The organism is Longispora urticae (genome assembly GCF_053902585.1).
In genome coordinates this window covers 41953-64643 of the sequence record NZ_JAQZSH010000014.1, presented here as the reverse complement: position 1 = coordinate 64643, position 22691 = coordinate 41953, and the positions used below count along the sequence as shown (strand labels likewise).

Genomic DNA, 22691 nt, shown 5'->3' with positions numbered 1-22691 from the left:
CAGATACTCGTCCTCCGGGTCGAGCAGTACGCGCCGGTCGCCGCCGCGCCGCCCGCCGTCTGGGAGCCGCCCCGGCCGGAGATGCCCGGCTGGTTGTCCGCCGTGCCGCTGGCCCCGCCGCCGGCCCCGCCGTACGGGGTCTGGCCGTCCGAACCGGGCGAGATGCCGCCGCCGCCCCCGGCCACGAGCAGGGGCGTGGAGCCGTAGGGGCCGTCCCACAGGGCGCTGAGGCCACCGCCGCTCGCGCCCTGGGCGTCGCGCCGGGGGGTGTTCCCGCCGGCCCCGCCGCCGCCGTACGTGGCGGACGTGCCGTTGACGACCCCGCCCTGGCCGGCGCTGACCGTGAACGTGTTCCCCGCGGTGACGGCGAGGGTGCCGGTCGTGAAGCCGCCGCCGCCCGCCGCGCGCTGGTTGAGGTAGTAGGCGGTGTTGCTACCGCCGCCGCCCGCGCCCCAGATCCGGACGTCCACACTGCTCACCCCGGCGGGCACCGTGAACGACTGGTCCGCGCCGGTCGCGGAGAACCGCTCGCAGTGCGTGAACCCGGCCGACGGCACGCACGCGGCCTCCGGGTCCGGTTCGGCGTGCGCCGCCCCCGCGCCGAAGGAGCCGCTCAGCGCGACCACACCGAGCACGGTCAGGCGTGCGACCTGCCTGGACACCGAAACCCACGACTTCACCACGACACTCCCCCGACGGCCCCCGAGCAAACCATCAGGACAATACGTCTATATGGGGTATTTCATGATCAGGCGCGCGGGAGGTCAGTGGGCGCGCAGCACCGCCCCGACCGAGGCGACCACCATGACCGCGAGCACGGCGGCCATCCCCCACCAGATCGCGGCGCCGTCGTCGACCGGGTGGTCGGCGGTCGGGGTCGGCAGCATCAGAGGCTCCTCGAACCGCGGCTGCTCCGGCGGCGCGGGGGGCGTCGGGTCCACGGTGGGCGGCTCGGGGGCCGGCACGGGACTCCTGGCCGGCGTCGGCGCCGGGCTCGCGGCCGGCGTCGGCACCGGAGCCGGCGGCGCCGGGCAGTAGGCCGCGTCCACGCTCGCCGCGCGCACCCCCGTCGGCACCACCACGACCAGATCGGGATCGTCGAGGGGTACCCGCACCAGCGCCCCCGACACGTTGTCCAGCACGTGCAGCACCCGACCCACCGCGAACGCCGCTCCGTAGTTGCCCCCGGCCGGCACCCGCGCCGGCAACGCCCGGACCGTGGCCAGCCCGGTGTCCGGGTCCACGGCGACCAGCCGGGCCGGGCCGGGGCCCTCGGCGGCGACCCCGTACAGCCGGCCGGCCACGAGTTCCCAGTCGCCCAGGTAGGGGATGTCCACCGGCCGGCGGGACACCAGCGCGCGCCGGCCGGTGTCGACCACGGTCAGGGTGCCGGCGCCGAGCAGGTAGAGCAGCGGGCCGGCGGAGGCGCCCGCGTAGACGGCGGAGAGGTCCGCGCCCGGGACGGGGCCGAGCCGGGTGACCGCGCCGGACGGGTCCACCCGGACCAGCTCCCCGCCGCCGACCCCGACCGCGTGGGCGGCCCGGGACCCGCCCTCGCGGCCGGCGTCGCCCTCGCGGCCGGCATCGCCCTCGTGGCCGGTGTCGCCTCCGGGCTGACGGCCCGCGCTCCCCGCCTCGTGGGCGGGCACGAAACCCAGAGCGTTGATCCGGGTACCGGTGGGCCCGAGATCGCTCAGCGCGCCGGTACCCGGATCGAGCAGCCCCACCCGGTCGGCGGTGACGAACAGCGCACGCCCGGCGCAGTCCGGACCGGCCGTCGAGGCGGGCGCGGCGAGGACCAGGACAGCCCCCACAGCCATCACCCCGGCCCACGCCGCGCCCCGCATCACCCCAGCCCCGCGAGCAGCTGGGCGTAGGCGGTGGGCCGCACGGGCAGCACCGTGCTGCCGTACGGGTCGCCGAGCTCCACCGTCGCCGCGAGCAGGAACCCCAGCACCGCGCCGAGCAGCCCCATCGCCACCGTGTACCGCCGCCCCGTCGGCCACCCGACCAGCAGGTGACAGGCGACCGTGGCCAGCGCGAGCCCGACCGCCCCGGCCAGCAGGAACGACGAGGTGGGCGGGACCGCGTTCGCCCGCCGGCCGCGCGCCGCGATGGTCTCGTCCAGCGCCGCGCCCACGGCCGCGCGGGCCGTCTGCTCCGCCACCGAGCCACCGGCCCGACCGGCCAGGGCGGTGCGCAGGGTGGTCAGGGACTCCGCGTTGTCCGTCGCCCGGGGCCAGGTGCGCACGACGTCCATCGAGTACCCGCGCAGCCGCGCCCGGGTGTCCTCCCGGTCCGCCCAGGCCAGATGCGCCGAGGCCACGTACGCCGCCCGGAGCCCCTGGGTCTCGTCCACTGTGGCCTGCCGCAACGCGGACCGCGCCTGCGAGCCATTGACGACCAGCACCGCCAGGAGCAGCACGAACGCGGTGGAGATCAGCGCGCCGGCCCCGCTGGCCAGGCCGCTGAGGTCCGGCGCGTGCCCGCTGCGTACCCCTCGGCTCAGTGCCGTCGCCCCTCCGGCGAGCAACGCCCCCGCGAGGGTGGCGGCCAGGATCCCGACCATGTCAGCACTGTCCCCGACAGGGGCCGGCCGCGCGGCCCGCGCCGGACCGGTCGGTGTCCGCACTCATCATCTGGCTACCGGGCACGGCGTCCTCCTGGGGGTCACTCGCGATGCCTCAGGACCATAAGTTCGCCGAATGTCCTCCTAAAAGGTGATTTCAGATGGCGCTCTTCTGGGCGCAGGGTCTTGACCAGGGCGGACCGGGGAGTTACGCCAACCGCGCCCCCGGCCGGCCGGAATCGGCGAGGATGAGCCATGCGCGCCTTCGGATGGGGCCTTCTCGCCGCGTCGTCCCTGCTCATCGGCGGCCTGTTCGCCCTCTGGCTCCCGATCCCGAAGCGGGTCCTCGGCCTGGTGATGGCCTTCGGCGTCGGCGTCCTGACCAGCGCGGTCGCCTACGAACTCGTCGAGGAGTCCTTCCGCACCTCCGCCGGCAGCAGCGGGGTCGCCCTCGGACTGCTGGCCGGCGCGCTGACGTTCTACCTCGGCGACGCGGCGATCGACCGGCTCGGCGGCCACAACCGAAAACGCAGCACCCCGACCGCCGGCACCGCTTCCGGGTCCGGCTCGCCCGTCCCGGCCGCCGCCGGCCCCGCCTCGGGCGCGCTCGCCGTGGTCCTCGGCATCGTCCTCGACGGCATCCCCGAGTCGATCGTGCTCGGCCTGACCCTGGTCGGCGGCACGACGGTCGGCTGGGCGGTCCTCGCGGCGGTGTTCCTGTCCAACCTGCCCGAGGCGGTCGCGGCGACGGTCGGCCTGCGGGCCCGGGGCTGGGCCGGCCCGCACATCCTCGGCCTGTGGGGCCTGGTGACCGTCGTCAGTGGACTCGCCGCGCTCCTCGGCTACCTGACGATGGACACCGCGAGCCCGGGGCAGGTGGCGTTCATCAACGCGTTCGCGGGCGGGGCGATCCTGACGATGCTCGCGGACACCATGGCCCCGGAGGCGTTCGAGAACGGCGGCCGGACCGTGGGGCTGGCCACCACGCTGGGCTTCCTGTCGGCGTTCCTGATCACGGCCCTGACGTGACGCCGGCGCCGGTGACCGGTGGCGCCTAGTGGTGGTGCTGGTGGACCACGGCGTGGCCCTTGCCCCGGGCGATCAGCCACCGGTTCACCGGCACCGTCACCACGAACGCCACGGCCAGCGACCCGGCGAGGGCGGCCCAGAACACCCAGTTGCCCAGGCCGGCGCCCATCGCGCCGGGGATCAGCAGCATGACCGCGTTGTCGACGATCTCCATGACGGCGATCGACACGGTGTCGGCGGCCAGCGCCACCCCGATCGCCGCGCGCAGCGGCAGGCCGGAGCGGAGCACGGGGCGGATCGTCAGCGCGTAGCCGAACAGGAAGGCCAGCAGGACCGCGACGACGATCGTCGTGCCGTTGGACCAACCGAAGGCGGTGCCGAGGACCATGCCGAGCACCTCGCCGATCGCGCAGCCGGTCAGGCAGTGCAGGGTCGCGGACACGGCGAGTCGGGTGAGGGCGGGGCCGGTGGGTGCGTGCGAGTGGTGTTCCATGCAGCTCACCATACCCCCCGGGGGTATCCTTCGCAACGGGTTCGGCCGAGGTGGCGCGGCGACCCCGGCTCCGGTCGCGCGGCCGGACCCTAGACTGGCCGGGTGGACATTCCCCTCCGTTCCCGCCGACTCTGGATCGCCGCCACCGCCGTGGCCGCACTCGTGGGCGTCGTCGGCGCGGTGGTCTACCTCGTGCCGGACCGGGCCCCGCGCACCGCGGTGGTGTCCCCGACCACGGCGGCCCCGACCAGCGCGCCCGCCAGCACACCGGCCGCCGTCCCGCCGCCCGCGGGCCTCCCGGTGATCGACTACAGCCCGGCCCCGACCGGCTTCCCCGCCGACCCGGAACCCGCCGGCCGGACCCGCACCGCCGAGGGCCTGCACGCCAGGACCAACACCCCGCTGTACGACGCCCCCGGCGGCAGGCCCCTCGCGTACCTCGCGCCCACGATTCTCGGCGTGCAGGTCACGGTGCCGATCGTGGCGCGCCGGGCCGGCTGGGTCGCCGTCCTGCTGCCCTCGTCGAACCGGACGATCGGCTGGACCCCGCCCGACGGCGACTGGGACGTGACCCCGCTCCGCGACCAGCTCGTGGTGCACAAGGGCAGCCACACCATGGAGTGGTACCGCGACGACGCCCTGATGAAGTCCTGGCCCGTCACCCTGGGCACCAGGGTCACGCCGACGCCGCTGGGCCGCACGTTCGTCCTGGGCCGGTCCAAGCTGCCCGGCGAGGTCTACGCCGACACCGACGTGTTCGCCCTCGGCATGATCCCCGACGACCCGGAGGCGGTGCCGGCCGGGCTGCGGGGCGCGCACATCGGCATCCACACCTGGTACAACGACCACTCGCTGGGCAAGGACGACACCGACGGGTGCGTGCGGCTGACCAAGTCCGGGCAACAACTCCTGCTGGAGGAGATCCGCCCGGGCACCTCGGTCGTCATCGTCGAATGACCGTCGGAGGGGTACGCCGCCGCACGCCCACGATTCCCGACCGGTCCGGCACGACGGGCGGCGAACCCGGCGCCACCGCCCTGCGACCGTTCACGCCGTGAATGGTTCAGGGGCGCACCGGTCTCGGTGCCCGTGACCGCGGGCCGGTCAGGGTTCGGCGTAGAAGAACGGGGGGTGGCCGGCCGTGATGCCGCCGTCCACCGGGAGCACCACACCCGTGATCCACGCCGCGTCGCCGGACGCCAGGAACGCCACGGCCGCCGCGATGTCCTCGGGCTCCCCGACCCGCCCGAGCGGGTACTCCTTCGCGAACCGGTCCATCGCCGCCAGCCCCTCGGCCCCGCGCCCGGTCCACGCCCTGGTCCGGACGGTGCCCGGGGCGACGAGGTTGAACCGGACCCAGCCCGGACCGGTGCCGAGGAGTTCGCGGCCGCGCCGGCCGTACCGTAGGGCGAGGTTCTGGGTGAGGCTGACCAGGCCGGCCTTCGCCGCCGAGTACGCCTCGCCGCCGAAGCCGGACAGGCCGTTCACCGAGCCGATCGTGACGACGCTGCCGCCGCCGGGGGCGTGCAACAGGTGCGGCAGCGACTCCTGGACACAGCGGACCGCGCCGTTCAGGGTGGGGTCCAGCTGCCGGGCCCACTCCTCGTCGTCGGTGCGCTCGAACTCCCACTCCCCGGCGACGCCCACGTTGTTGACCAGCACGTCGAGCCGGCCGAACCGGGCGACCGTCGCGGCCACGGCGACCCGCACGGCCTCGCGGTCCCGGACGTCGCAGTCCACCGCGAGCGCGCCGCCGCCGTGTTCGGCCAGGGTGTGGGCGAGTTCCCCCGCCGCCTCCCCGTCGATGTCGGCGACGACGACCGCGGCACCCTCGGCGGCGAGCCGGACCGCGATCGCCCTGCCGATCCCGTGCGCGGCCCCGGTCACGAACGCCACCCGGCCATCGAACCGTCGCATCGGTCCCCCCATGTCAGAGAAGATCCCAGCCTACGTCCGCGACCGGTCCCCGTGCGGCCTCTTATTCCACGCCGGACACCGCCCACCCGGGCCACAGCGCGCGTTCGGCGGGTCGGATCCGTGGACCGCCGACCGACCACCCAGGGTGCCGAGCACGGCGTCCACCGAAGCTCAGTGCTTCTCCCGGCTCGGCTGGACCCGCTTGGGCTCCCCCGGCATCTTCGGATAGTCCGGCGGGTACGGCAGGTCGCCGTTGCCCTCGCGCTCGTCCCGGGCCGCCCACTCCAACAGGGGCGTCAGGTCCACGGGGGCGTCGTCGATGCCGGCGTGCGGGTCACCGATGCTGGCGAACCGCTCGGCGACGGTGCGCAGGTCGAAGTCGTCGGGCTCGACCCGGGTGAGTTCGTCCCAGGTCACCGGGGTGGACACGGTGCCCCGGGCGGTGGCGCGCAGCGAGTACGCGCAGGCGATCGTGCGGTCCCGGGCCATCTGGTTGTAGTCGACGAACACCTTGACGCCGCGCAGCTCCTTCCACCAGGCCGTGGTGACCAGGTCGGGGCGGCGGCGCTCGATCTCCCGGGCGATGGCGATCGCGGCCCGCCGGCCCTCGATGAAGCCCCACCGCGGGTGCAGCCGGACGTAGATGTGCACGCCGCGCCCGCCGGAGGTCTTCGGCCAGCCGGTCCAGCCGAGTTCGGCGAGGATCTCGCGGACCGTGCCGGCGACGGACACCGCGTCGTCGAAGTCGGTACCCGGCTGGGGGTCCAGGTCGATCCTGAGTTCGTCGGGGTGGTCGACATCCGCGCCGCGCACCGGCCACGGGTGGAAGACCAGGGCGTTCATCTGTACCGCCCAGAGCACGTGCGCGAGGTCCGCCGGGCAGAGTTCGTCCGCCGTCCGGCCGCTCGGGAACGTGATCTCGGTCGTCTCGATCCAGTCGGGGACGCCCTTGGCCGGTACCCGCTTCTGGAAGAACATCTCGCCGCCGACGCCGCCCGGGAAGCGTTGCAGCATCGTGGGGCGGTGGTGCAGGGCGCGCATGATGCCGTCGCCGACCGTCTCGTAGTACCGGACGACGTCGAGTTTGGTGAAGCCCCGGTCCGGATACACGACCCGGTCTGGGCTGGAGACACGGACCTTCCGGCCCGCGACCTCGACCTCCATCGCATCACCCATGATCAGCACCCTACGACCGCGCACCGCCCCGCGCGGGCCGCTTGCCGTTTTCCGCCGGGGCGGAACCGGGGCGGGCGGGGCATCATGGGGTGGTGGAGAAGATGGCAGAGCTGGCCCGGCTGGTCGAGGGCGGGGACGTCGCCGTGCTCAGCGGGGCGGGCCTGTCCACCGAGTCGGGCATTCCCGACTACCGGGGCCCGACGAGCACGGTCCGTACCCCGATGACGTTCCAGGTCTTCACGGGCGACCCGGCGGCCCGGCAGCGCTACTGGGCCCGCAGCCACCTCGGCTGGCGCACCATCGCCCGCGCCGCCCCGAACGCCGGCCACCGCGCGGTCGCGCACCTCCAGGAGCAGGGCCTGCTCGCCGGCGTCATCACCCAGAACGTGGACGGCCTGCACCAGTCCGCCGGGGCCCGCGACGTGGTGGAACTGCACGGCAACCTGGACCGGGTGGTGTGCCTGACCTGCGGCGACGCCCTGGCCCGCGAGGAGCTGGAGTCCCGGCTCACCCAGGCCAACCCCGGCTTCGACGCGCACGCCGCCACCCTCAACCCGGACGGCGACGTCGAACTGCCCGACGAGCAGGTGCGCGGCTTCCACATCGCCGACTGCCAGACCTGCCACGGCGGGATGCTCAAACCCGATGTGGTGTTCTTCGGCGAGACGGTGCCCGCCGAGCGGGTCCAAGCCTGTTTCCGGCTGGTGGAGAGCGCCCGGCTGCTGCTGGTCCTCGGCTCGTCGTTGACGGTGATGTCGGGGCGGCGGTTCGTGCTGCGGGCTGCCAAGCTGGGCATCCCGGTCGCGATCGTCAACCAGGGCGCGACCCGGGGCGATCCGTACGCGGCGCTGACCGTGGACGGGCCGCTCGGTGTGGTGCTGCCGGAGTTGGCGCGGCGCACCGCCGGGCGGGTGGGCGCGGGGACGTAGCCATCGGAGCCGGGCGTCCGGACAGATCGGCCGTCGGGGCGGGCCTGGATGCCGTCGAGTGCCCAGCCACGGGGGCCGGGCGGGTCAGCTCGGCTCGCAGGCCAGGGCCTCGGCGCGCACCACGGCCGGCAGCGGCACCCGGCGGAGCCGACGGATCGCGGGCACGACGAGCAGAACCACACACCCCACCACGCTGACGAGTACGGACACGCCCAGCACGTTCTCCGCGCCCACGGCCCCCGCGACCGGCCCCGCCAGCGCCTGGCCCAGCGGGATGCTCGCCACGGACCCGGCGATCTCGTAGGCGGTGACCCGGTTGAGCACCTCCGGGGAGACCTGGGTCTGCACGCTCGTCGACCACATCACCGACCAGAACGCCCAGGCCATGCCACCGCCGACGTGCCCGGCGACCAGCACCGGCAACGGCGCGTGGGTGGCGATGGTCAACGGGATCAGCGCGAAGCCGAACATGCCGACCGCGCCGGCCGCGAGCGGGCGGGCCGGCTTGAGGCGCAGCGCGATCAGGCCCCCGATGATGGTGCCGGCGCCCAGCGAGGACATGATCCAGCCGTACGCGGGGGCGCCCAGCCGGCCGCTGATCAGGGTCGAGCCGAGCGGGATGAGCGGGCCGAACAGGGCGACGCCGTACACGGTCCAGATCAGGATCACCGACCACATCCAGGTCCGGGACCGAAACTCCCGCCAGCCCTGGCCGAGGTTGCGCAGCATCGAGGAACCGGCCGCCGCGAGGGGTACCGGGCCGAGGCGCAGGGCCAACAGGGCCACGGCGCTGACCAGATAGGTACCCGCGTCGATGGTGTAGACGGTGCCCGCCCCGGTGAGCACGATCAGCAGGCCGGCGAGGCCCGGGCCGAGGAGCTGGGCCATCGCGTCGGCGACCTTGATCGTGGCGTTCGCGCGCTGCGGGTCGGTGGCGACCAGCGGGATCATGCCGTTGACCCCGGGCTGGAACATCGCGGCGGCGGCCCCGGACAGGGCGCCGGCGACGAGCAGCAGGGCGAGGGAGGGCGTACCCAGGAAGAAGGCCACCGCCGTCCCGCCCTGGGTCACGATCCGGACCACGTCGGCGCCGATCATCATCCGGCGCGGGCTGAACCGGTCGGCCAGGACGCCGCCGAACAGCACCAGGGCCACGAACGGCACCATCCACGCGGCGAGGACGAAGCCGACCCCGGACGCGCCGTACAGCTCGCCGACGGCCAGCGCGGTCACGACGGGGAGCATCGCGTCGCCGAGGAGGGAGACCGACCGGGCGAGGAAGTACAGGCTGAAGTTGCGGCTCCACAGGCCGGCCCGGGCCGTGGTGTCGACGGTGCTCAATGGGTACTCCGTTCGGGGTCGCCGGTCCTCGCGGCTTGCGACAACAGCCCCCCGGGGTGGGCTGTTCCGGCCCGGGGTGAGGCGCGCGACACACCCCGCCGCGGGCGCTCACCGCGCGCGACCAGCGGCCGCACCCCGGGTGAAATGCCATAGTGTTCTGTAAGTATTCCTCACCGATGCCCGGGTCGGCGGTGTCGCGGAGGTCACACCGGTGCGGGACCGGCCGGGACCAGCCCGGGTGGGGCCGCACCGGGCTGGGCCGAGTGGGACCAGTTGGGGCCGGGCCGGGCGGGCCTAGACCAGTCGGGGCCAGCCGGCGCGGGCGGCCGGAAGCCGTCGGTCCGGCTACGGCGCCCGGCGGGCCAGCACCGGGCCGCCCGCCGTCGTGTGCACGTCGAAGGTCACCACCCCGATCCGGTACCGGTCGTCCGAGCACTCCACCGGCCGACCCGAGGGCGTCGTGCTCACCCGGCGCGCGCGCAACAACGGACTGCTCCGCCGCACCCCGAGCAGGGCCGCGTCGCGCACCCCGGCGGCCACCGCGTCGATCAGGTGCTCGGCGTGCCCGAACACCGCGCCCAGCTCGGCGTGCAGCCGGTCGGTCACCGAGTCGGCCCGGGGGTCGACCCGCTCGACCGCGTCGGCGATCCACCCGGCGTAACTCGTCCGCTCCAGCATCGCCGGCTCGCCGTCCAGGCCGCGGAGCCGGAGCACGGCCAGCACCTCGGCGCCCGGCTCCAGGTGCAGCAGCCCGGCCTCGCGCGCGGTCGCCGGCCGCCGGACCGTCGAGAGCACCTCGCCGCTGGGCTGGCGACCCTGGCCGCGCGCCCACTGGGCGAAGCTGCGCAGCTCCGCCAGGCTCTGGGTCCGCTCCGTGCCGCGCACGAGGTGCCGCGCGCCCTGCCGGGAACTGATCAGGCCCTCGGCGGCGAGGATGGTGAGGGCGTGCCGGACCGTACCCCGCGAAACGCCGTGCGTGGCGGCCAGTTCCGCCTCCGTGGGCAACGGGGAGCCGACCGGCAGGGCGCCCCGCGCGATGGCCTGGCGGAGATCGTCGGCCAGGCCGCGGTGCAGCACCATGGTCACCTGCTCGTCTGTGCACACCTGGCGGAGGGGGTCACCGCCGGTGACGAGTATAGGCAGGGCCGGGCCGGGACCCGACGCTGTACAAGTACCCGTCCGGATCCTGGCTCTGAGGCCCGGCGACGTCCTCCCGAAAGACATCTGGAGTTAGTTGTATTTCACCTGATCAGGGCTTAATGTCCGAGTTGTACTGCCCAGCTGACCAGGAGGCCGCAATGCTCGGTGTGGAGAAGAAGCTCGACAAGGCGTGGGAGGGCAAGAGCGCGCAGGAGCTCGCCGAGGCTCCCGTGTCCGCGCTGCAGGGCGTGTCGGAGAAGGACGCCGAGCTGTTGCAGCAGGCCTTCGGGATCAAGACGGTCGCCGACCTGGGCAGCAACAAGTTCTTCCACTGGGCGCAGGCGATCACCGCCCTGGCGAAGTAGCGACAACCGCCCGGGGTCGCGTCACACACGGTGGCGCGGCCCCGGTCGTCGTTCCCCGGCCTCGACGCGGACGCCACTCTCGCGCGGGCCGGCGTCGGGAGTCGTCAGTCCTTGATGCGGCGCATCGAATAGGTGACCGCCTGCAGCCGCAACGGCTGGCCGATCATGCGAGGCGCCCGGTCGTAGACCTGCCAGCCCAGGGCGCCCGCCCGGTTGAGGTGCGGCAGGTCGTTGAAGCGCTCATCGGTGCCCCACCGCTCCGCCCCGCCCGGGTGGTGGAACGTCGCGTCCCAGTCCTGTAGGCGGTCGGCACCGAAGGTCCCGGTCGAACGGTATTCCAGCCTCGCGTACTCCCACTGCGTCACCGGACCATCATGCCGCAGTCCGGCCACGGCTGACCACTCAGGACAGACCGGGCATCCCGACCGGGTGCAGGAACCCGCCCTCGACCAGCTCCGGGACCAGCGGGAGCGCCTCCTCGACCAGGCCCGCCACGTCCCGGCCCTGCTCCTCGGCCAGCCGGGCGAGGTGCTCGGACAGCGGGAGCGCGTCGTCACAGGCCCCGACGAGGGCGGCGGCCAGCGCGGGGACCCGCTCGTCGGACGGCGTGCGGTCGTAGGAGCCGGCGGTCGAGAGCCGGTGGCCGTCCACGGCCCAGCCGTTCCCCGCCTCGCCCACCGACCGGCCGTCCGGGGCCCCGTGCTCCGGTGCCGAACCGCCTCGGACCCGCACGGATTCCACGTGCAGGGAGACGTCCTCGGGGACCTCGTAGCGGGCCGCCAGCAGCTCCGGCGCCGACCGGTGCGCCCGCAACCAGTCCTGCCGCGCGAACCACGCCTCCACGTCCCCGCCGAACCGCGGCCACGCCTCCCGGCGCTCCACCCGCACCGTCGGCGAGTCGTGCCCGGAGTTGCGCAGCGTCACCACGCCCCAGCCGAGGGACTCGATCCCCTCGGCGTGCAGCCACTCCAGCCAGCCGGCGGTGTCCTCCGCCGGCGAGGTCGCCCAGTGCTCGACGTAGTCCTTCGGCTCGAAGGCGTTGGCCTCCACGATCCAGGCGTCCAGGCCCGCGTCGGCGGCCAGCCCGGCCAGCCGCTCCGCCCAGTCGGTGCCCGCCCGGTGCGCCCACTCCCCCTCGAACTGCATGAGGCCGCCCGGCGTCAGGACGTCGGGGGCGGCGGCGATCATCTCCGCGACGAGGGAGTCGCCGGGGCGGCCGCCGTCCCGGTACACGAAGGAGGGGGTTCCGGGTTTGATGATGAACGGCGGGTTGGCCACCACCAGGTCGAACCGGCGCCCCGCCACGGGCGCGAACATGTCCCCGGCCAGCAGCTCCCAGTCCAGGCCGTTCAGCGCGGCCGTGGTCGCGGCGAGCCGCAACGCGCGGGGCAGCAGGTCGGTGCCGGTCACCCGGTCGGCGTGCTGGGACAGGTGCAGGGCCTCGATGCCGCCGCCCGTGCACAGGTCCAGGGCGGTGCCGACGGGCCGGCGGACCGTGTAGTCGGCCAGGGCCAGCGCCGAGCCGGTGATGCCCAGGACGTGGTCGGGCGCGATCGGGCGGGCGGGCGGCGCGAGGTCGGCGAGCAGCCACCACGGGCCGTAGACCTCCAGGCTCAGCGCGGCGCGCACCCCGTCGCCGTGCCGCTCGACCAGCCCGGCGGCGAGCGCGTCGGCCAGCGGGAGCGGCGCGAGGGCGGCGGCCATCCGGTCGGCGGTCACGGTCCGGCCGACGGTGAAGGTGGCCAGCAGGATGGCCAGCGGGTCGTCCTCGCCCAGCGCCCGCAGCGCCGGCACGATGTCCCCGCCCTCGACCTGACCGGCGAGGTCCTCGCCGAGCCGTTCGGAAAGACCTTCGAGGGTGTACCCGGCGGCAATGAGCGCGTCCCGGAGTCGCCCGATGCCCGCCGGGTCGAGAAGAGGCTGCTGATCCACGGCGTAGACGCTACCGGGCGGCCCCCGGGCCGGGACGCGGCACGTCGGCGCGGGGCCGGATCGCGTGTTCGCGGGATGTGGCGCGGGGCGGGCCGGTGGCAGTCTGGTCAGGACTCTGGCGACGTCGCTCGCCCGGTAGCCACCGATGCCACAGGGAGAACCATGAGCAGCCCAGCCGACCAGCCGATCGCCGCCCTCCGCACCGGACACGACGAGCTGACCGCCCTGGTCAGCGGCCTGCGCCCCGAGGACCTCACCGGACCGACCGCCGCCAGCGAGTGGGACGTCTCCCAGGTGCTCAGCCACCTGGGCAGCGGGGCCGAGATCAGCCTCGCGGCCCTCGACGCGGCCCTCGCGGGAACCGGAAGGCTCGACGCCGACTTCAACAAGGGCGTCTGGGCGAGGTGGGACGGCATGACCCCCGGCGAGCGCGCCGAGGCCTTCCCGCGCGCCAACCGCGCCCTCGTGGAGCGGTACGAGTCCCTGGACACCGACGTCCGCAACTCCCTCCGGATCGACCTCGGGTTCCTGCCCCAGCCGGTCGACGTGGCCACCGCCGCCGGCCTCCGGCTGAACGAGTTCGGCTACCACTCCTGGGACGTCCGGGTGGCCCACGATCCCGGCGCCACCATCGCACCGGAGGCCCGGCCCTCGATGCTGGACCTGATCGGCAACCTCTTCGGCTGGATCGCCCGGCCCGCCGAGCTGGGCGGACGGCAGGCGCACCTCGCCGTGCACGTCACGGAGCCGGAGCGGTCGTTCGGGCTGCGGCTGGGTGACGCGGCGGCGGTCACCGACGTGCCGGACGAGCCCGACGGGGTGCTCCGGGCCCCGGCGGACGCGTGGCTGCGGTTGGCGGTGGGGCGGCTCGGGCCCGAGTACCCGACGGCCGGGGTCAGCGTCGAGGGGCCGGTCACCCTGGACGACCTGCGCCGGGTGTTCCCGGGGTTCTAGGCGGCTCGCCACCGCAAGGGAGGAACCGGACACGCCGGGTGACAGTGCTGGTCCACGGCTCGCGTTACCGCTGGTCGTAGGCTCGGGCCGTGGACATGATCGAGGACTTCGGGCTGGACATCTTCGAGCCCGCGCACGACGAGAACGACCATCCGGACCCGGCCGAGCACGCCGACGGGAGCCCCGAGTCGCTCGGCTGACCCGGCCGCCGGTCAGCCCGTCAGGGTGTCCAGGAGGCCGGTCAGCCCGTCAGAGTGTCCAGAAGGCCGGTCACGCTCAGCACCTTGTGCACGAGGCCCGTCGCGCCGACCACGCGCAGTACCCGTCCGGCGGCGGTGGCCTTCTTCCATTCGGCGACGAGCACCCCCAGGCTGGTGGAGTCGATGAACACCACCTGGGAGACGTCGACGTTGATCGCGCCCCGGGTGGTCGTCATCGCCTCGTCGAGGGCGTGCCGCAGGACGACGTTGGTGGTGATGTCCAGGTCACCGGTGACGAGGAGCCGGAGATCCTCGCCCTCGAGGTGCCCGGTCACCGAGAACGGTCTCATCGCCACTGCCTCCAGGCCGTCAGTCGTCGGACGCCCATCGTAGTGACAGGTTCTCCGCCACCCGCACCCGCCGGGCCGACCATTCCGGGACCGGCGCTACCCGGCGTCGAGTTCCGCCAGGAGCTCCCGCTCCCGGGCCGCCGGGAGCCCCGAGGGCCGGTCCCGGTCCAGCCCCTCGGCCCGTTCCCAGGCCAGCAGGTCCGCGAGCAGCTCGGCCCGGGGCCTGTGCCGCAGACCCGCCTCGACGGCCGCGGCCCCGCTCCGGGCCGACCAGCCCTCCCACCCGGGCTCGACCAGCCACATCGGCAACGACACCGGCCCCATGTACTGCGCCACCTCCCGCTCCGTCAGCCACGCCGGCCCGGCCGGCACCACGGGCCCGGTGTGCCCGCCGACGGCCCGGCACTCCCGGACCCACTCCCCGAACGGCACCCGCGGCCCGACGGCGTCATAGATCCCGGTGGTGCCGGACTCCGCCGCGTCGAGCAGCCAGCCGGCGAGGTCGCGCACGTCGACGACCTGGGTGGGCGCGTCGGGCGAGTCGGGGACGAGCAGCGGGGCCTCGGGGGCGCGGGCCGCGCGGGCGACCCAGTAGCCGGAGCGGCCGGTGTGGTCGCCGGGGCCGCCGATCAGCCCCGGGCGGACCACGAGCATCCGGTCGCCGAGCGCCCCGGCGGTGGCCCGTTCGCAGGCGACCTTGGCCGCGCCGTACTGCTCGCGGTCGGCCGTGTCGGCGTCGGTCGGCTCCAGCAGCTCGGCGGACTCGTCGGCGCCGGGGGTGTCGTTCGCCGCGTACACGTTGACGGAGGAGACGTAGCTCCAGTGCCGGGCGCGGGGGGCCAGCGCGGCGAGGGCGGCGCGGACGAAGCCGGGCTGCCAGGACACCTCCACGACGGCGTCCCAGTCGCGGTCTGCCAGGGCCGCGTACACCCCCGGGTCGGAACGGTCGCCGGTCACCAGGGTCGCGCCCCCGGCGACGTCGCCGCTCTCGCCCCGGGCCAGGCACGTCACCGCGTGGCCCCGTTCGACCGCCTGCCGGGACAGCTCGCGGCCGAGCCACGCGGTCCCGCCGAGTACCAGGATCTCCATCGCCCCAGCCAAGCACCGGGCGGACCGGTCGCCAACCCCGTTCGCCCACGGCGCAAGGGAACCGGGCCGGGGACGCGGACCCGGTAGCACCCGCCCCGGGACCGGGGCGACGCGCGGCCCGCCAGGCTCAGGGCCTCAGGCCCCCAACTCCAGCACGTACCGGTCCCCGTCGTGCCGGAACCCGATCCGGTGGTAGTACGGCGCGAGCATCCCGCGCGGGCTCACCACCCGCCGGAACCCGTGCTCCACGAACAGCTGACTGCGCCGGTACACGAACTCTCCGGGGGTCAGGTCCCGGAACCTCGGCGTGACGTAGTCGAGCCCGACCTCGGCGACTCCGTCACCCGCGTCCCGGACCAGCACCACCCCGACCGTCTCGTCCCCGGACACGACGAGGAACGCGAGCCCGCCGGTCGGCCGGGTGAACCCGGGGTTGAACCGGGCGATGTCGGCGGCGTGCGCGTCGAGGGTGTAGTCGAGGATCCCGCCGCCGGGGGCGACCTCGACGACGGCGTACGTGCGCTCGTCGTGCCGGGTGGCCAGCAGCCTGCGCAGATAGAAGGCGTTGATCAGGGCGAGCACCACGTTGAGGCCGACCATCGGCCACACCTCGCGGGCCCCGTTGTAGCCGATCAGGACGAGGCAGCCGACCAGGTTGAGGGCCCGTAGCCGCAGGATCCGGGTCTGCAGGAGGGACCAGACGAGGACCGCGGAGCCGGCCCAGCCGACCAGATCGAGCCAGTTCATCACGCGAGGCTAGCGGACGGTCCGTGCCCCGGGGCGAGGTTTGGCGATCTTGGCCCCCGGGTACCTGTGTGCCATGACATTCATCTTGTGGCTCCTCGCAGTGATCCTGGTCGTGTCCGGGATCGTCGCCCTGTTCCGCAGGCAGATCCTGTGGGGCATCGTCCTCATCGTCGTGGGGTTCCTGGTGGGCCCCGGCGGTGTCAGCATCTTCACGTAACAGGGGAAAGCATCCCGGATGCGAGGTTCGTCCTCGCGTCCGGGACAGCACGGGGGTAACGTGACCCACGGAGGTTCTGTCCGGGTCTAGCCCAGGCTCTCGTGGCCCCTCCCCCGGCGGCGTTGGTCGTCGCCTCTTCACACCGGTGCTCCAGCAACGGGCTCCGACAGGTTTCGCGTCAGGTCGTGCGGCTTCGCCCGCGGCCCCCTGATCCGTGCTGTTGGAGGACGCCATGTCCACAATGACCCTGCCGGACCCCGGACTCCAGGACCGTCTCTCGGAGTTGTGCTCCCTTCCCGTCAACCACCCCGACCGGCCCCGGCTGCGCACCGACGTCATCGAACGCGGACTGCCGTTGGGCGAGCGGCTGGCCCGGCGGTTCGCCAACCGGGGCGAGCCGTTGGACGACCTGATCCAGGTGGCCCGGATGGCCCTGGTCAAGGCCGTCGACGGGTACGACCCGGCGCGCGGCCCCGGCTTCACCAGCTACGCCATCCCGACCATCCTCGGTGAACTCAAGCGGCACTTCCGCGACAAGGGCTGGAGTGTCCGGGTGCCCCGGCGGATGCAGGAGGCGCAGCTGGACGTCCGGCACGCGGCCCCGGAGCTCAGTCAGCGCCTCGGTCGCACGCCGTCGGTGTCCGACCTGGCCGAGCACCTCGGGGTACCCGAGGCGGAGGTGCGGGCCGGGCTCGACTGCGCCGGCGCGTACTCGGCCGTCTCGTTGTCCGCGCCCGCCACGCCGGGTTCGGCGACGGAACTGGCGGACATGCTGGGTGACCCGGATCCGAACCTCGAACTCGTCGAGGCCCGCGCGGTACTGCGCCCGCTGCTGGCCCGGCTGCCCGAGCGTGAGCGGGCGATCCTCACGATGCGGTACTGCGAGGAGCTCACCCAGTCCCAGATCGCCGCCCGGGTGGACCTGTCGCAGATGCACGTGTCCCGTTTGATCAGCCAGACCCTCGGTACCCTCCGAGGGTGGCTGCTGAAGGACTCAGGAGAGTAGCCATGGGAATCGGAGCGGGTCTTTTTCTGGTCGCCGTCGGCGCGATCATCACGTTCGGGGTCACCGCCGACGACATCGGCTGGCTGAACCTCGACGTCGTCGGCTGGATCTTCATGCTGACCGGTGTGGCGATGGTCGCGATGACCTCGTACTTCTGGCGTCGCCGCCGTGCGGTCGTCCGGACGCAGACCGTCCAGCCGGTCGTGCAGCGTACGGTGGTCGAGGAGCGACCCACCCACACGGTCCCGCGGACCGACGACGGAGGCGGCTACTGATGGCTGACGAGAGCTGGGACGACAACGGCCTGCGGTTCGAGGCCGTCGACCACGACTGGTGCCGGGTGCTCCGTCTCGACGGCGTGCTCGACATGGCCGTGCTCGGGTCGCAGGAGTCCCAGCTCTCGGCCCTGGCCGTGGACGCGCCGGGCCGCGCGGTCATCGTGGACCTGAGCCGGGTGTCGTTCTGCGACTCGACCGGCCTGGGTGTCCTGGTCCGCACCGCGAAGGCCGTCTGGGCCGGGTCCGGCACGCTGCGGCTGGCCGCCCCCCGGCCGTGGGTCGAGAAGATCCTGATCATCAGCGGGGTACAGCGCGCGCTGCCGATCTTCCCCACGGTGGACGAGGCGTGCGGGGCGGCGCTGACCGAGGCACGCTAGCCCCACCTGGGTGGGCCGCCGGCCGGTTGATCCCGGGCCGGCTAGCGGCGTTCCAGCAGCATCTCCACCGCGTCCGTGAGCTGCCACCACCACGCCGTCGCCCGGTACCGGTGCGGCGCGCCCAACGCTCCCGTGAGGACGTCGGCGGACAGCCGGCCCGCGTGCGCCGCCGCCTGGCCGACCGGTCCGGCCGAGTTGGCCACCCGCTCCGGGCCGAGCAGCGGCGACGGCCGGCCCCGCCCGGCGAACAACCCGTCGAGGAGGACGACCGCGTGGTCGAGCGCGTCGGCGGCCAGCACCGTGGTCGGGTCGGCGGGTACCGGCTCCCAGCTGCCGCGCGCCGAACGGTGCATCGGCCGCGAGTTGGGCTCGCACGACGCGGCGAGCACGGCGCCGATCCCGAGCAGGTCCACGGACTCCGCCGGGGGCAGGTCGGCCGCCGCCGGCAGGGACGCCCACGGGTAGCCGGGGACCAGGTCGGGCCAGTCGCGGCGGGCCAGGAAGTCGGCGAGCCGGTCGGGGGCGCGGAACGCGTACACCCTGCTGGACGAGCCGAGGAACAGCCGGGGGCTGCCGGCGGACAGGGTGAGCGCGGGGCCGCTGGGGAGCCCGAGCAGCACGGGGAGCGGCGCGGACCGGTCCGGCGCGGGTGCCCCGACCGGCGCGAGGTCGTAGGACACCGGCTCGCCCCAGATCGGCGCGGGCGGCCCGACCTGCGCGGGCACCGGCGGCGGCGCCGCGAAGGAGGCCGTGTGCTGGCGGACCGGGGCGGGGACGGACGTGGGCGGCTCGGGGAGAACGGTCGTCGCGCCGGGGTGGGGCCGGGTGGGTGCCGGGGGGACGGTCGCCGAGGCGCTCGCGGCCGAGGGTTCACGGGGCGGGGACGCGGGCACGACCGGGTCGGCCCACAGCGGTAGCAGCGGCGAGGAGAAGCCGTCGGACTCGGCCGGGGCCGGAGCCGGAGCCGCCGCCGGAGCCTGGGCCGCTGCAGGGGCCTGGGCCGCTGCCGGGACCGGGGTCGACAGGGTGCGGAACTCCTGGGTGTCCCCCATCCCCGCGCTCGGGGCCGGGCGGGTCCGGGCCGGGGCGCCCGCCGAGGCCAGGGTCGTCGGGCGCGGCGTCGGGGCGTAGGCCATCGCGGCGGTGGGCGGGTCGGTGAGCGCCTCCGGTGGTACGACCAGGCTGCCCTCCGCGACCACCAGCTCCGGTTGTTCGAGCACCGTCGGGGCCACCCCGAACGCCCGGTGCAGCAGCGTCGCGACGGCCGGCAACCGGCTGGACCCGCCGACCAGGAACACCCCGGCGAGCCGGCCCGGGTCCTCGGCCCGCGCGCTGACCAGCGCCTCCCGGGTGGCCTCCACGGTCCGGTCGATCAGCGGCCCGGCGAGCTGGTCGAGCTCCTCGCGGCCGATCGGCGCCTCGGCCTCGATGATCGGCACGTACACGAAGGCCTGGGCGGTCCGGGCCAGCATCTCCTTCGCGCCGCGCACGTCGTCGAGGAACTGCCGGGCGAGCCGCCGGTCGCTGGCGCTGGCCGGGTCGGCGAGCCGCGCCCAGTCCTCCGCCGTCCGGGGCAGCGCGGCCTGGAGGTGCCCGACGAGCAGGGAGTCGATGTCGAGCCCGCCGACGTCGTTGAGCCCGGACGCGGACAGCACGGTGGGGCCGGGGCCGACCACGGACGCGTCGAAGGTGCCGCCGCCGAAGTCGTACACGACGAGGGCGCCGTCGCGGGCCAGGGTGCCGCGCAGCACGGTGGTGAAGTAGCAGGCGGCGGCGACGGGTTCGGCGGCCAGTTTCGGGGTGGGCAGTCCGGCCCGGAGCGCGGCGTCGGCGAGCATCCGCAGCCGGTCCGGCCCCCAGGCGGCCGGGTGGGTGAGGACCACCTCGTCGGGCGGGCCGCCGATCGTGCGGACGGCCTCGCCGTACACCCGGTGCAGGACGGCGGCGACCAGGGTCACGGCCCGGTCGGCGTTGGTCGCGTCGTCGAGCAGCCGCTTCGGGTTGGGGGTGAACCGCTCGGGGGCCAGCCGGGCGCTGTGCGCGGCGTCCCGGCCGGTCAGCAGCTCGCCGGCCGGGTTCGTGAACACCCCGGACGGCAGGACGGGCGAGCCGTCGAACAGGAGTTGTCGGACCTGTCCGTCGGGGCGACTCAGGACCGCCACGGTGTTGGAGGTACCGAAGTCGATGCCCAGCCGATGACCCATGCGGTCAAGTTATCGTGCCGGCCGGATTCCGGGTACGGTCGGCTGGTGGAATGGGCCCTGATCCCCGCGCCGTTCGGTCCCCTGGCCGTGGCCGCTGACGAGCACGGAGTCTGCCGGATCATGTTCGACGGCACGCCCGGCCCGCTCGGGGAGAGTCCGTTTCTCGACAGCCTCCGCGAGCAGCTGGCGGCGTACTTCGCGGGCGGGCTGACCGATTTCGACGTGCCGTTGTCGGTGCGCTCCGGGAGCCCGTTCGAGCGCCGGGTGTGGGCGGCGCTCCGCGAGATCCCGTACGGCGAGATGGCCACCTACGGACAGATCGCCACGGAACTGGGCGATCCGCTGGCGGCGCGCGCCGTGGGTACGGCGAACAACCGCAACCCGCTGCCGATCGTGGTGCCGTGCCACCGGGTGGTCGGCGCGGACGGCAAGCTCGTCGGGTTCGGCGGCGGGCTGCACCGCAAGAAGCACCTGCTGGAACTGGAGGCCCGGGTCCGCGTCGAGCGCGAGTTCGGCCTCTGACCCGGCGCGGCCGACGGCCTCCCGCCCCCGTCGCCCGCCGGCCCGCGACGCGCGCCGACTCCGCCCTGCCGGGCCGGCCGGTCGTGACATGATGCGGGGCATGGCCCGCACGCTGCTGTTCGACGCCTCGACCATGCCCCCCGAGGGCTGGGACCGCCTGGACTGGCTCCTGCTCCGCGAGTCCCACGTGCACCGCTGCGCCGACGGGGCGACCCTGGACAGCGCGGTCGCGAAGCTGGAGCGTCTCGACTACCGCGTGGTCCGGCTGGCCGCCGGCTCCTGGCTGGACGGCGCGGACATGCACGCCGCCCTGGCGGCCGCCCTGGACTTCCCGGCTTACTACGGCCGCAATCTCGACGCGCTCAACGACGTCCTCTGGGACGTGGCCGCCTACGGGTACGGCAGCGACCCCGCCGCCACGGGCACCGTCCTGGCCCTGGACGGCTTCGAGGCGTTCGCGATCCGGGAGCCGGTCGTGTCGGAGGCGCTGCTGGACATCTTCGCGAACCGGGCGCGGACGGCCCTGGTGATGGGGCATCCGATGTTGTGCCTGGTGGAGGCGGAGATGTCGTTCCTGCCGGTGGGCGCGACCCCGGTGCCGCGCTGGCCGTAGCGCCCCGAGGAGCAGGGGCCGCGCCGGGCTCCGGTACCCGTAAGAGAAGTCAGTCGCCCGGCGCCAGGAGCATGATCACCGCGTCGTCGGAGATCCGCCCGCCGTCGGTGTAGTCCAGCAGGTCCTTGCGCAGCGCCTCGGCCGCCGCGTCCAGATTGGTGCGGAAGTCCCCCTCGGGCTGCCGGGTCAGCGACCGCCGCCGCCCCGCACCCTTGACCAGCCCGCCGAGCCGCTCGGTGAACGGGTAGAACACCCCGAGCCGGCGCGCCTCGACCACCCCGTCGGTGACCAGCACGAGCACGTCCCCGGGCGCGCACTTCTCGGTCCACACGCACGGTTCGACGGCCCCGAGATGCCCGAGACCCAGCGGGGTACCGGGCGCGGGCGGCCGCAGTTCGCGCACGTCGCCGGCCGCGTCGACCAGCAGGGCGGGTACGTGCCCCCGGTGCAGCATCCGCACCTCGCCGGCCCGGAACTCGGCGAACAGCGCGGTCACGTAGTCGTCGGCGGGCAGGTGGCGCCGGACGCTGGCCTCGACCTTGCGGGCCAGGTCGGCGAGGTCGGGCACGTCGTAGGCGGCCTCGCGGAACGCGCCGAGCACGACGGCCGCCGACTGGACGGCCTCGAGCCCCTTGCCTCGGACGTCGCCGATCACGACCCGGACGCCGTACGGGGTGGACAGCACCTCGTACAGGTCGCCGCCGATCTCGGCCTCGGCCGCCGCGGCCAGGAAGCGCAGGCCGATCCGCACGCTGCCGACGGCCTCCGGTTGGGGGCGCAGGACGGCGTGCTGGGCGGCGAGCGCGACGGAGGTGACATCGGCCAGCTGCCGTTCACGTTTGAGGCGCAGCCGGGCGAAGTACACGAAAACTATGGTCGAGAAGATGAGGGCGCCGGTACCGCCGAGGAAGCGGTTGTCCTCGAAGGGTTTGTCGACCCCGTCGTACATTCCCAACAGGATCCGCTCCGGGACGGCCACCGCGCCGACGGCGAGCACGACCGACGGCGGGGCGAGGATGGCCGCGATGGCCGGGGCGACGAGGAGGTACGCCACGAAGTAGGTGCCGCCCCGGCCGATCAGGTCGACGACGCAGACCATGACGAGGACGAAGACGGGCGGTCCCCACTCGCGCCACCGGGCTCGCCGGTCGGCGGGGACCCGGGCGCCCGCACCCGCCGGACCGGCAACACTCATACCGGCATTATCGCTTTTTGCCGCCACCAGCCGGACGGCTACCCACGA

Annotated in this window: 26 protein-coding genes; 11 read left to right on the top strand and 15 right to left on the bottom strand. The window is 74.4% G+C overall.

The annotated features are described in order from the left end of the window. The 3 genes from PT931_RS07795 to PT931_RS07785 form a co-directional block, all read right to left on the bottom strand. Window positions 1-680: glycine-rich protein (locus PT931_RS07795; protein ID WP_456245000.1), on the bottom strand; the 680-nt coding region annotated here is incomplete at its 3' end. Between the two features lie 84 nt (window positions 681-764). Further along, window positions 765-1814 carry a DUF6923 family protein gene (locus PT931_RS07790; RefSeq protein WP_456244999.1) on the bottom strand — a complete coding sequence of 350 codons (1050 nt, stop codon included), beginning with the start codon at window positions 1812-1814 and terminating at the stop codon, window positions 765-767. 32 nt (window positions 1815-1846) lie between these two features. Further along, window positions 1847-2569 (bottom strand): bestrophin-like domain, encoded by a 723-nt coding sequence (locus PT931_RS07785; RefSeq protein WP_456244998.1) that lies wholly within the window; start codon window positions 2567-2569, stop codon window positions 1847-1849. Window positions 2570-2824: 255 nt separating this feature from the next. On the opposite strand from PT931_RS07785, the gene PT931_RS07780 reads away from it, so the two are divergent. Further along, window positions 2825-3598, top strand: coding sequence for a ZIP family metal transporter (locus PT931_RS07780; RefSeq protein WP_456244997.1), 774 nt, complete (start codon window positions 2825-2827; stop codon window positions 3596-3598). Window positions 3599-3623: 25 nt separating this feature from the next. On the opposite strand, the gene PT931_RS07775 is transcribed toward PT931_RS07780, so the two are convergent. After that, the gene (locus tag PT931_RS07775; protein ID WP_456244996.1) at window positions 3624-4091 is read right to left on the bottom strand and encodes a DUF4396 domain-containing protein; all 468 of its coding nucleotides are present in this window, start codon (window positions 4089-4091) and stop codon (window positions 3624-3626) included. Between the two features lie 102 nt (window positions 4092-4193). Here PT931_RS07775 and PT931_RS07770 point away from each other — a divergent pair, with 102 nt between their 5' ends. Next, entirely contained in the window at window positions 4194-5048 is an 855-nt protein-coding gene (locus PT931_RS07770) for a L,D-transpeptidase family protein (protein ID WP_456244995.1), read from the top strand. Between the two features lie 147 nt (window positions 5049-5195). Here PT931_RS07770 and PT931_RS07765 read toward each other — a convergent pair whose 3' ends face one another. Together PT931_RS07765 and ligD are read right to left on the bottom strand one after the other, a co-directional pair. Continuing rightward, window positions 5196-6008, bottom strand: a complete 813-nt coding sequence (locus tag PT931_RS07765) for an SDR family NAD(P)-dependent oxidoreductase (protein ID WP_456244994.1) — start codon at window positions 6006-6008, stop codon at window positions 5196-5198. Between the two features lie 171 nt (window positions 6009-6179). Next, on the bottom strand, window positions 6180-7184 hold the full coding sequence (gene ligD, locus PT931_RS07760) for a non-homologous end-joining DNA ligase (protein WP_456244993.1): 1005 nt from the start codon (window positions 7182-7184) through the stop codon (window positions 6180-6182). Between the two features lie 101 nt (window positions 7185-7285). On the opposite strand from ligD, the gene PT931_RS07755 reads away from it, so the two are divergent. Next, complete coding sequence (locus tag PT931_RS07755) at window positions 7286-8113, top strand: NAD-dependent protein deacetylase (RefSeq protein ID WP_456245002.1); 828 nt, start codon at window positions 7286-7288, stop codon at window positions 8111-8113. Between the two features lie 84 nt (window positions 8114-8197). On the opposite strand, the gene PT931_RS07750 is transcribed toward PT931_RS07755, so the two are convergent. Both PT931_RS07750 and PT931_RS07745 read right to left on the bottom strand, forming a co-directional pair. Further along, window positions 8198-9454: an MFS transporter gene (locus PT931_RS07750; RefSeq protein WP_456244992.1), complete on the bottom strand. Its 1257-nt coding sequence runs from the start codon at window positions 9452-9454 to the stop codon at window positions 8198-8200. Window positions 9455-9799: 345 nt separating this feature from the next. Further along, window positions 9800-10534: a GntR family transcriptional regulator gene (locus tag PT931_RS07745; protein ID WP_456244991.1), complete on the bottom strand. Its 735-nt coding sequence runs from the start codon at window positions 10532-10534 to the stop codon at window positions 9800-9802. Between the two features lie 218 nt (window positions 10535-10752). Here PT931_RS07745 and PT931_RS07740 point away from each other — a divergent pair, with 218 nt between their 5' ends. Beyond that, window positions 10753-10959, top strand: a complete 207-nt coding sequence (locus PT931_RS07740) for a hypothetical protein (protein WP_363728791.1) — start codon at window positions 10753-10755, stop codon at window positions 10957-10959. A gap of 104 nt (window positions 10960-11063) precedes the next feature. Here PT931_RS07740 and PT931_RS07735 read toward each other — a convergent pair whose 3' ends face one another. Both PT931_RS07735 and PT931_RS07730 read right to left on the bottom strand, forming a co-directional pair. Further along, window positions 11064-11324: a hypothetical protein gene (locus PT931_RS07735; protein ID WP_363728792.1), complete on the bottom strand. Its 261-nt coding sequence runs from the start codon at window positions 11322-11324 to the stop codon at window positions 11064-11066. Window positions 11325-11361: 37 nt separating this feature from the next. Further along, window positions 11362-12891 carry a DUF7059 domain-containing protein gene (locus tag PT931_RS07730; protein ID WP_456244990.1) on the bottom strand — a complete coding sequence of 510 codons (1530 nt, stop codon included), beginning with the start codon at window positions 12889-12891 and terminating at the stop codon, window positions 11362-11364. A 162-nt stretch (window positions 12892-13053) separates the two neighbouring features. Here PT931_RS07730 and PT931_RS07725 point away from each other — a divergent pair, with 162 nt between their 5' ends. Beyond that, window positions 13054-13845: a maleylpyruvate isomerase family mycothiol-dependent enzyme gene (locus PT931_RS07725; RefSeq protein WP_456244989.1), complete on the top strand. Its 792-nt coding sequence runs from the start codon at window positions 13054-13056 to the stop codon at window positions 13843-13845. 241 nt (window positions 13846-14086) lie between these two features. Here the strand turns inward: PT931_RS07725 and PT931_RS07720 are convergent, their stop codons facing one another. From PT931_RS07720 to PT931_RS07710, 3 genes are all read right to left on the bottom strand, one after another. Further along, window positions 14087-14395, bottom strand: a complete 309-nt coding sequence (locus PT931_RS07720) for an STAS domain-containing protein (RefSeq protein WP_363728795.1) — start codon at window positions 14393-14395, stop codon at window positions 14087-14089. A gap of 96 nt (window positions 14396-14491) precedes the next feature. Further along, on the bottom strand, window positions 14492-15484 hold the full coding sequence (locus PT931_RS07715; RefSeq protein ID WP_456244988.1) for an NAD-dependent epimerase/dehydratase family protein: 993 nt from the start codon (window positions 15482-15484) through the stop codon (window positions 14492-14494). Between the two features lie 135 nt (window positions 15485-15619). Further along, window positions 15620-16231, bottom strand: a complete 612-nt coding sequence (locus PT931_RS07710) for a hypothetical protein (protein WP_456244987.1) — start codon at window positions 16229-16231, stop codon at window positions 15620-15622. 73 nt (window positions 16232-16304) lie between these two features. On the opposite strand from PT931_RS07710, the gene PT931_RS07705 reads away from it, so the two are divergent. From PT931_RS07705 to PT931_RS07690, 4 genes are all read left to right on the top strand, one after another. Beyond that, on the top strand, window positions 16305-16448 hold the full coding sequence (locus PT931_RS07705; protein WP_456244986.1) for a GPGG-motif small membrane protein: 144 nt from the start codon (window positions 16305-16307) through the stop codon (window positions 16446-16448). A gap of 232 nt (window positions 16449-16680) precedes the next feature. Then, window positions 16681-17454: a SigB/SigF/SigG family RNA polymerase sigma factor gene (locus tag PT931_RS07700; RefSeq protein WP_456244985.1), complete on the top strand. Its 774-nt coding sequence runs from the start codon at window positions 16681-16683 to the stop codon at window positions 17452-17454. A gap of 2 nt (window positions 17455-17456) precedes the next feature. Continuing rightward, window positions 17457-17729 carry a DUF6458 family protein gene (locus PT931_RS07695; RefSeq protein ID WP_456244984.1) on the top strand — a complete coding sequence of 91 codons (273 nt, stop codon included), beginning with the start codon at window positions 17457-17459 and terminating at the stop codon, window positions 17727-17729. After that, on the top strand, window positions 17729-18109 hold the full coding sequence (locus PT931_RS07690; protein ID WP_456244983.1) for an STAS domain-containing protein: 381 nt from the start codon (window positions 17729-17731) through the stop codon (window positions 18107-18109). Before PT931_RS07695 ends, PT931_RS07690 begins: the two co-directional genes overlap by 1 nt. 41 nt (window positions 18110-18150) lie before the next feature. Here PT931_RS07690 and PT931_RS07685 read toward each other — a convergent pair whose 3' ends face one another. Continuing rightward, window positions 18151-20313: an Hsp70 family protein gene (locus tag PT931_RS07685; RefSeq protein WP_456244982.1), complete on the bottom strand. Its 2163-nt coding sequence runs from the start codon at window positions 20311-20313 to the stop codon at window positions 18151-18153. 45 nt (window positions 20314-20358) lie between these two features. Here PT931_RS07685 and PT931_RS07680 point away from each other — a divergent pair, with 45 nt between their 5' ends. Beyond that, on the top strand, window positions 20359-20835 hold the full coding sequence (locus tag PT931_RS07680; RefSeq protein WP_456244981.1) for a methylated-DNA--[protein]-cysteine S-methyltransferase: 477 nt from the start codon (window positions 20359-20361) through the stop codon (window positions 20833-20835). 100 nt (window positions 20836-20935) lie between these two features. Further along, window positions 20936-21448, top strand: a complete 513-nt coding sequence (locus tag PT931_RS07675) for a barstar family protein (protein WP_456244980.1) — start codon at window positions 20936-20938, stop codon at window positions 21446-21448. Window positions 21449-21497: 49 nt separating this feature from the next. Here PT931_RS07675 and PT931_RS07670 read toward each other — a convergent pair whose 3' ends face one another. After that, complete coding sequence (locus tag PT931_RS07670) at window positions 21498-22643, bottom strand: PP2C family protein-serine/threonine phosphatase (RefSeq protein ID WP_456244979.1); 1146 nt, start codon at window positions 22641-22643, stop codon at window positions 21498-21500. Window positions 22644-22691 lie beyond the last annotated feature (48 nt).

Coding starts and splice junctions, on each gene's coding strand:
- PT931_RS07785 (WP_456244998.1), bottom strand. CDS start 2,569: ATGGTCGGGATCCTGGCCGCCACCCTCGCGGGGGCGTTGCTCGCCGGA.
- PT931_RS07780 (WP_456244997.1), top strand. CDS start 2,825: ATGCGCGCCTTCGGATGGGGCCTTCTCGCCGCGTCGTCCCTGCTCATC.
- PT931_RS07775 (WP_456244996.1), bottom strand. CDS start 4,091: ATGGAACACCACTCGCACGCACCCACCGGCCCCGCCCTCACCCGACTC.
- PT931_RS07765 (WP_456244994.1), bottom strand. CDS start 6,008: ATGCGACGGTTCGATGGCCGGGTGGCGTTCGTGACCGGGGCCGCGCAC.
- ligD (WP_456244993.1), bottom strand. CDS start 7,184: ATGGGTGATGCGATGGAGGTCGAGGTCGCGGGCCGGAAGGTCCGTGTC.
- PT931_RS07755 (WP_456245002.1), top strand. CDS start 7,286: ATGGCAGAGCTGGCCCGGCTGGTCGAGGGCGGGGACGTCGCCGTGCTC.
- PT931_RS07745 (WP_456244991.1), bottom strand. CDS start 10,534: ATGGTGCTGCACCGCGGCCTGGCCGACGATCTCCGCCAGGCCATCGCG.
- PT931_RS07740 (WP_363728791.1), top strand. CDS start 10,753: ATGCTCGGTGTGGAGAAGAAGCTCGACAAGGCGTGGGAGGGCAAGAGC.
- PT931_RS07725 (WP_456244989.1), top strand. CDS start 13,054: ATGAGCAGCCCAGCCGACCAGCCGATCGCCGCCCTCCGCACCGGACAC.
- PT931_RS07720 (WP_363728795.1), bottom strand. CDS start 14,395: ATGAGACCGTTCTCGGTGACCGGGCACCTCGAGGGCGAGGATCTCCGG.
- PT931_RS07715 (WP_456244988.1), bottom strand. CDS start 15,484: ATGGAGATCCTGGTACTCGGCGGGACCGCGTGGCTCGGCCGCGAGCTG.
- PT931_RS07710 (WP_456244987.1), bottom strand. CDS start 16,231: ATGAACTGGCTCGATCTGGTCGGCTGGGCCGGCTCCGCGGTCCTCGTC.
- PT931_RS07705 (WP_456244986.1), top strand. CDS start 16,305: ATGACATTCATCTTGTGGCTCCTCGCAGTGATCCTGGTCGTGTCCGGG.
- PT931_RS07700 (WP_456244985.1), top strand. CDS start 16,681: ATGTCCACAATGACCCTGCCGGACCCCGGACTCCAGGACCGTCTCTCG.
- PT931_RS07695 (WP_456244984.1), top strand. CDS start 17,457: ATGGGAATCGGAGCGGGTCTTTTTCTGGTCGCCGTCGGCGCGATCATC.
- PT931_RS07690 (WP_456244983.1), top strand. CDS start 17,729: ATGGCTGACGAGAGCTGGGACGACAACGGCCTGCGGTTCGAGGCCGTC.
- PT931_RS07685 (WP_456244982.1), bottom strand. CDS start 20,313: ATGGGTCATCGGCTGGGCATCGACTTCGGTACCTCCAACACCGTGGCG.
- PT931_RS07675 (WP_456244980.1), top strand. CDS start 20,936: ATGGCCCGCACGCTGCTGTTCGACGCCTCGACCATGCCCCCCGAGGGC.
- PT931_RS07670 (WP_456244979.1), bottom strand. CDS start 22,643: ATGAGTGTTGCCGGTCCGGCGGGTGCGGGCGCCCGGGTCCCCGCCGAC.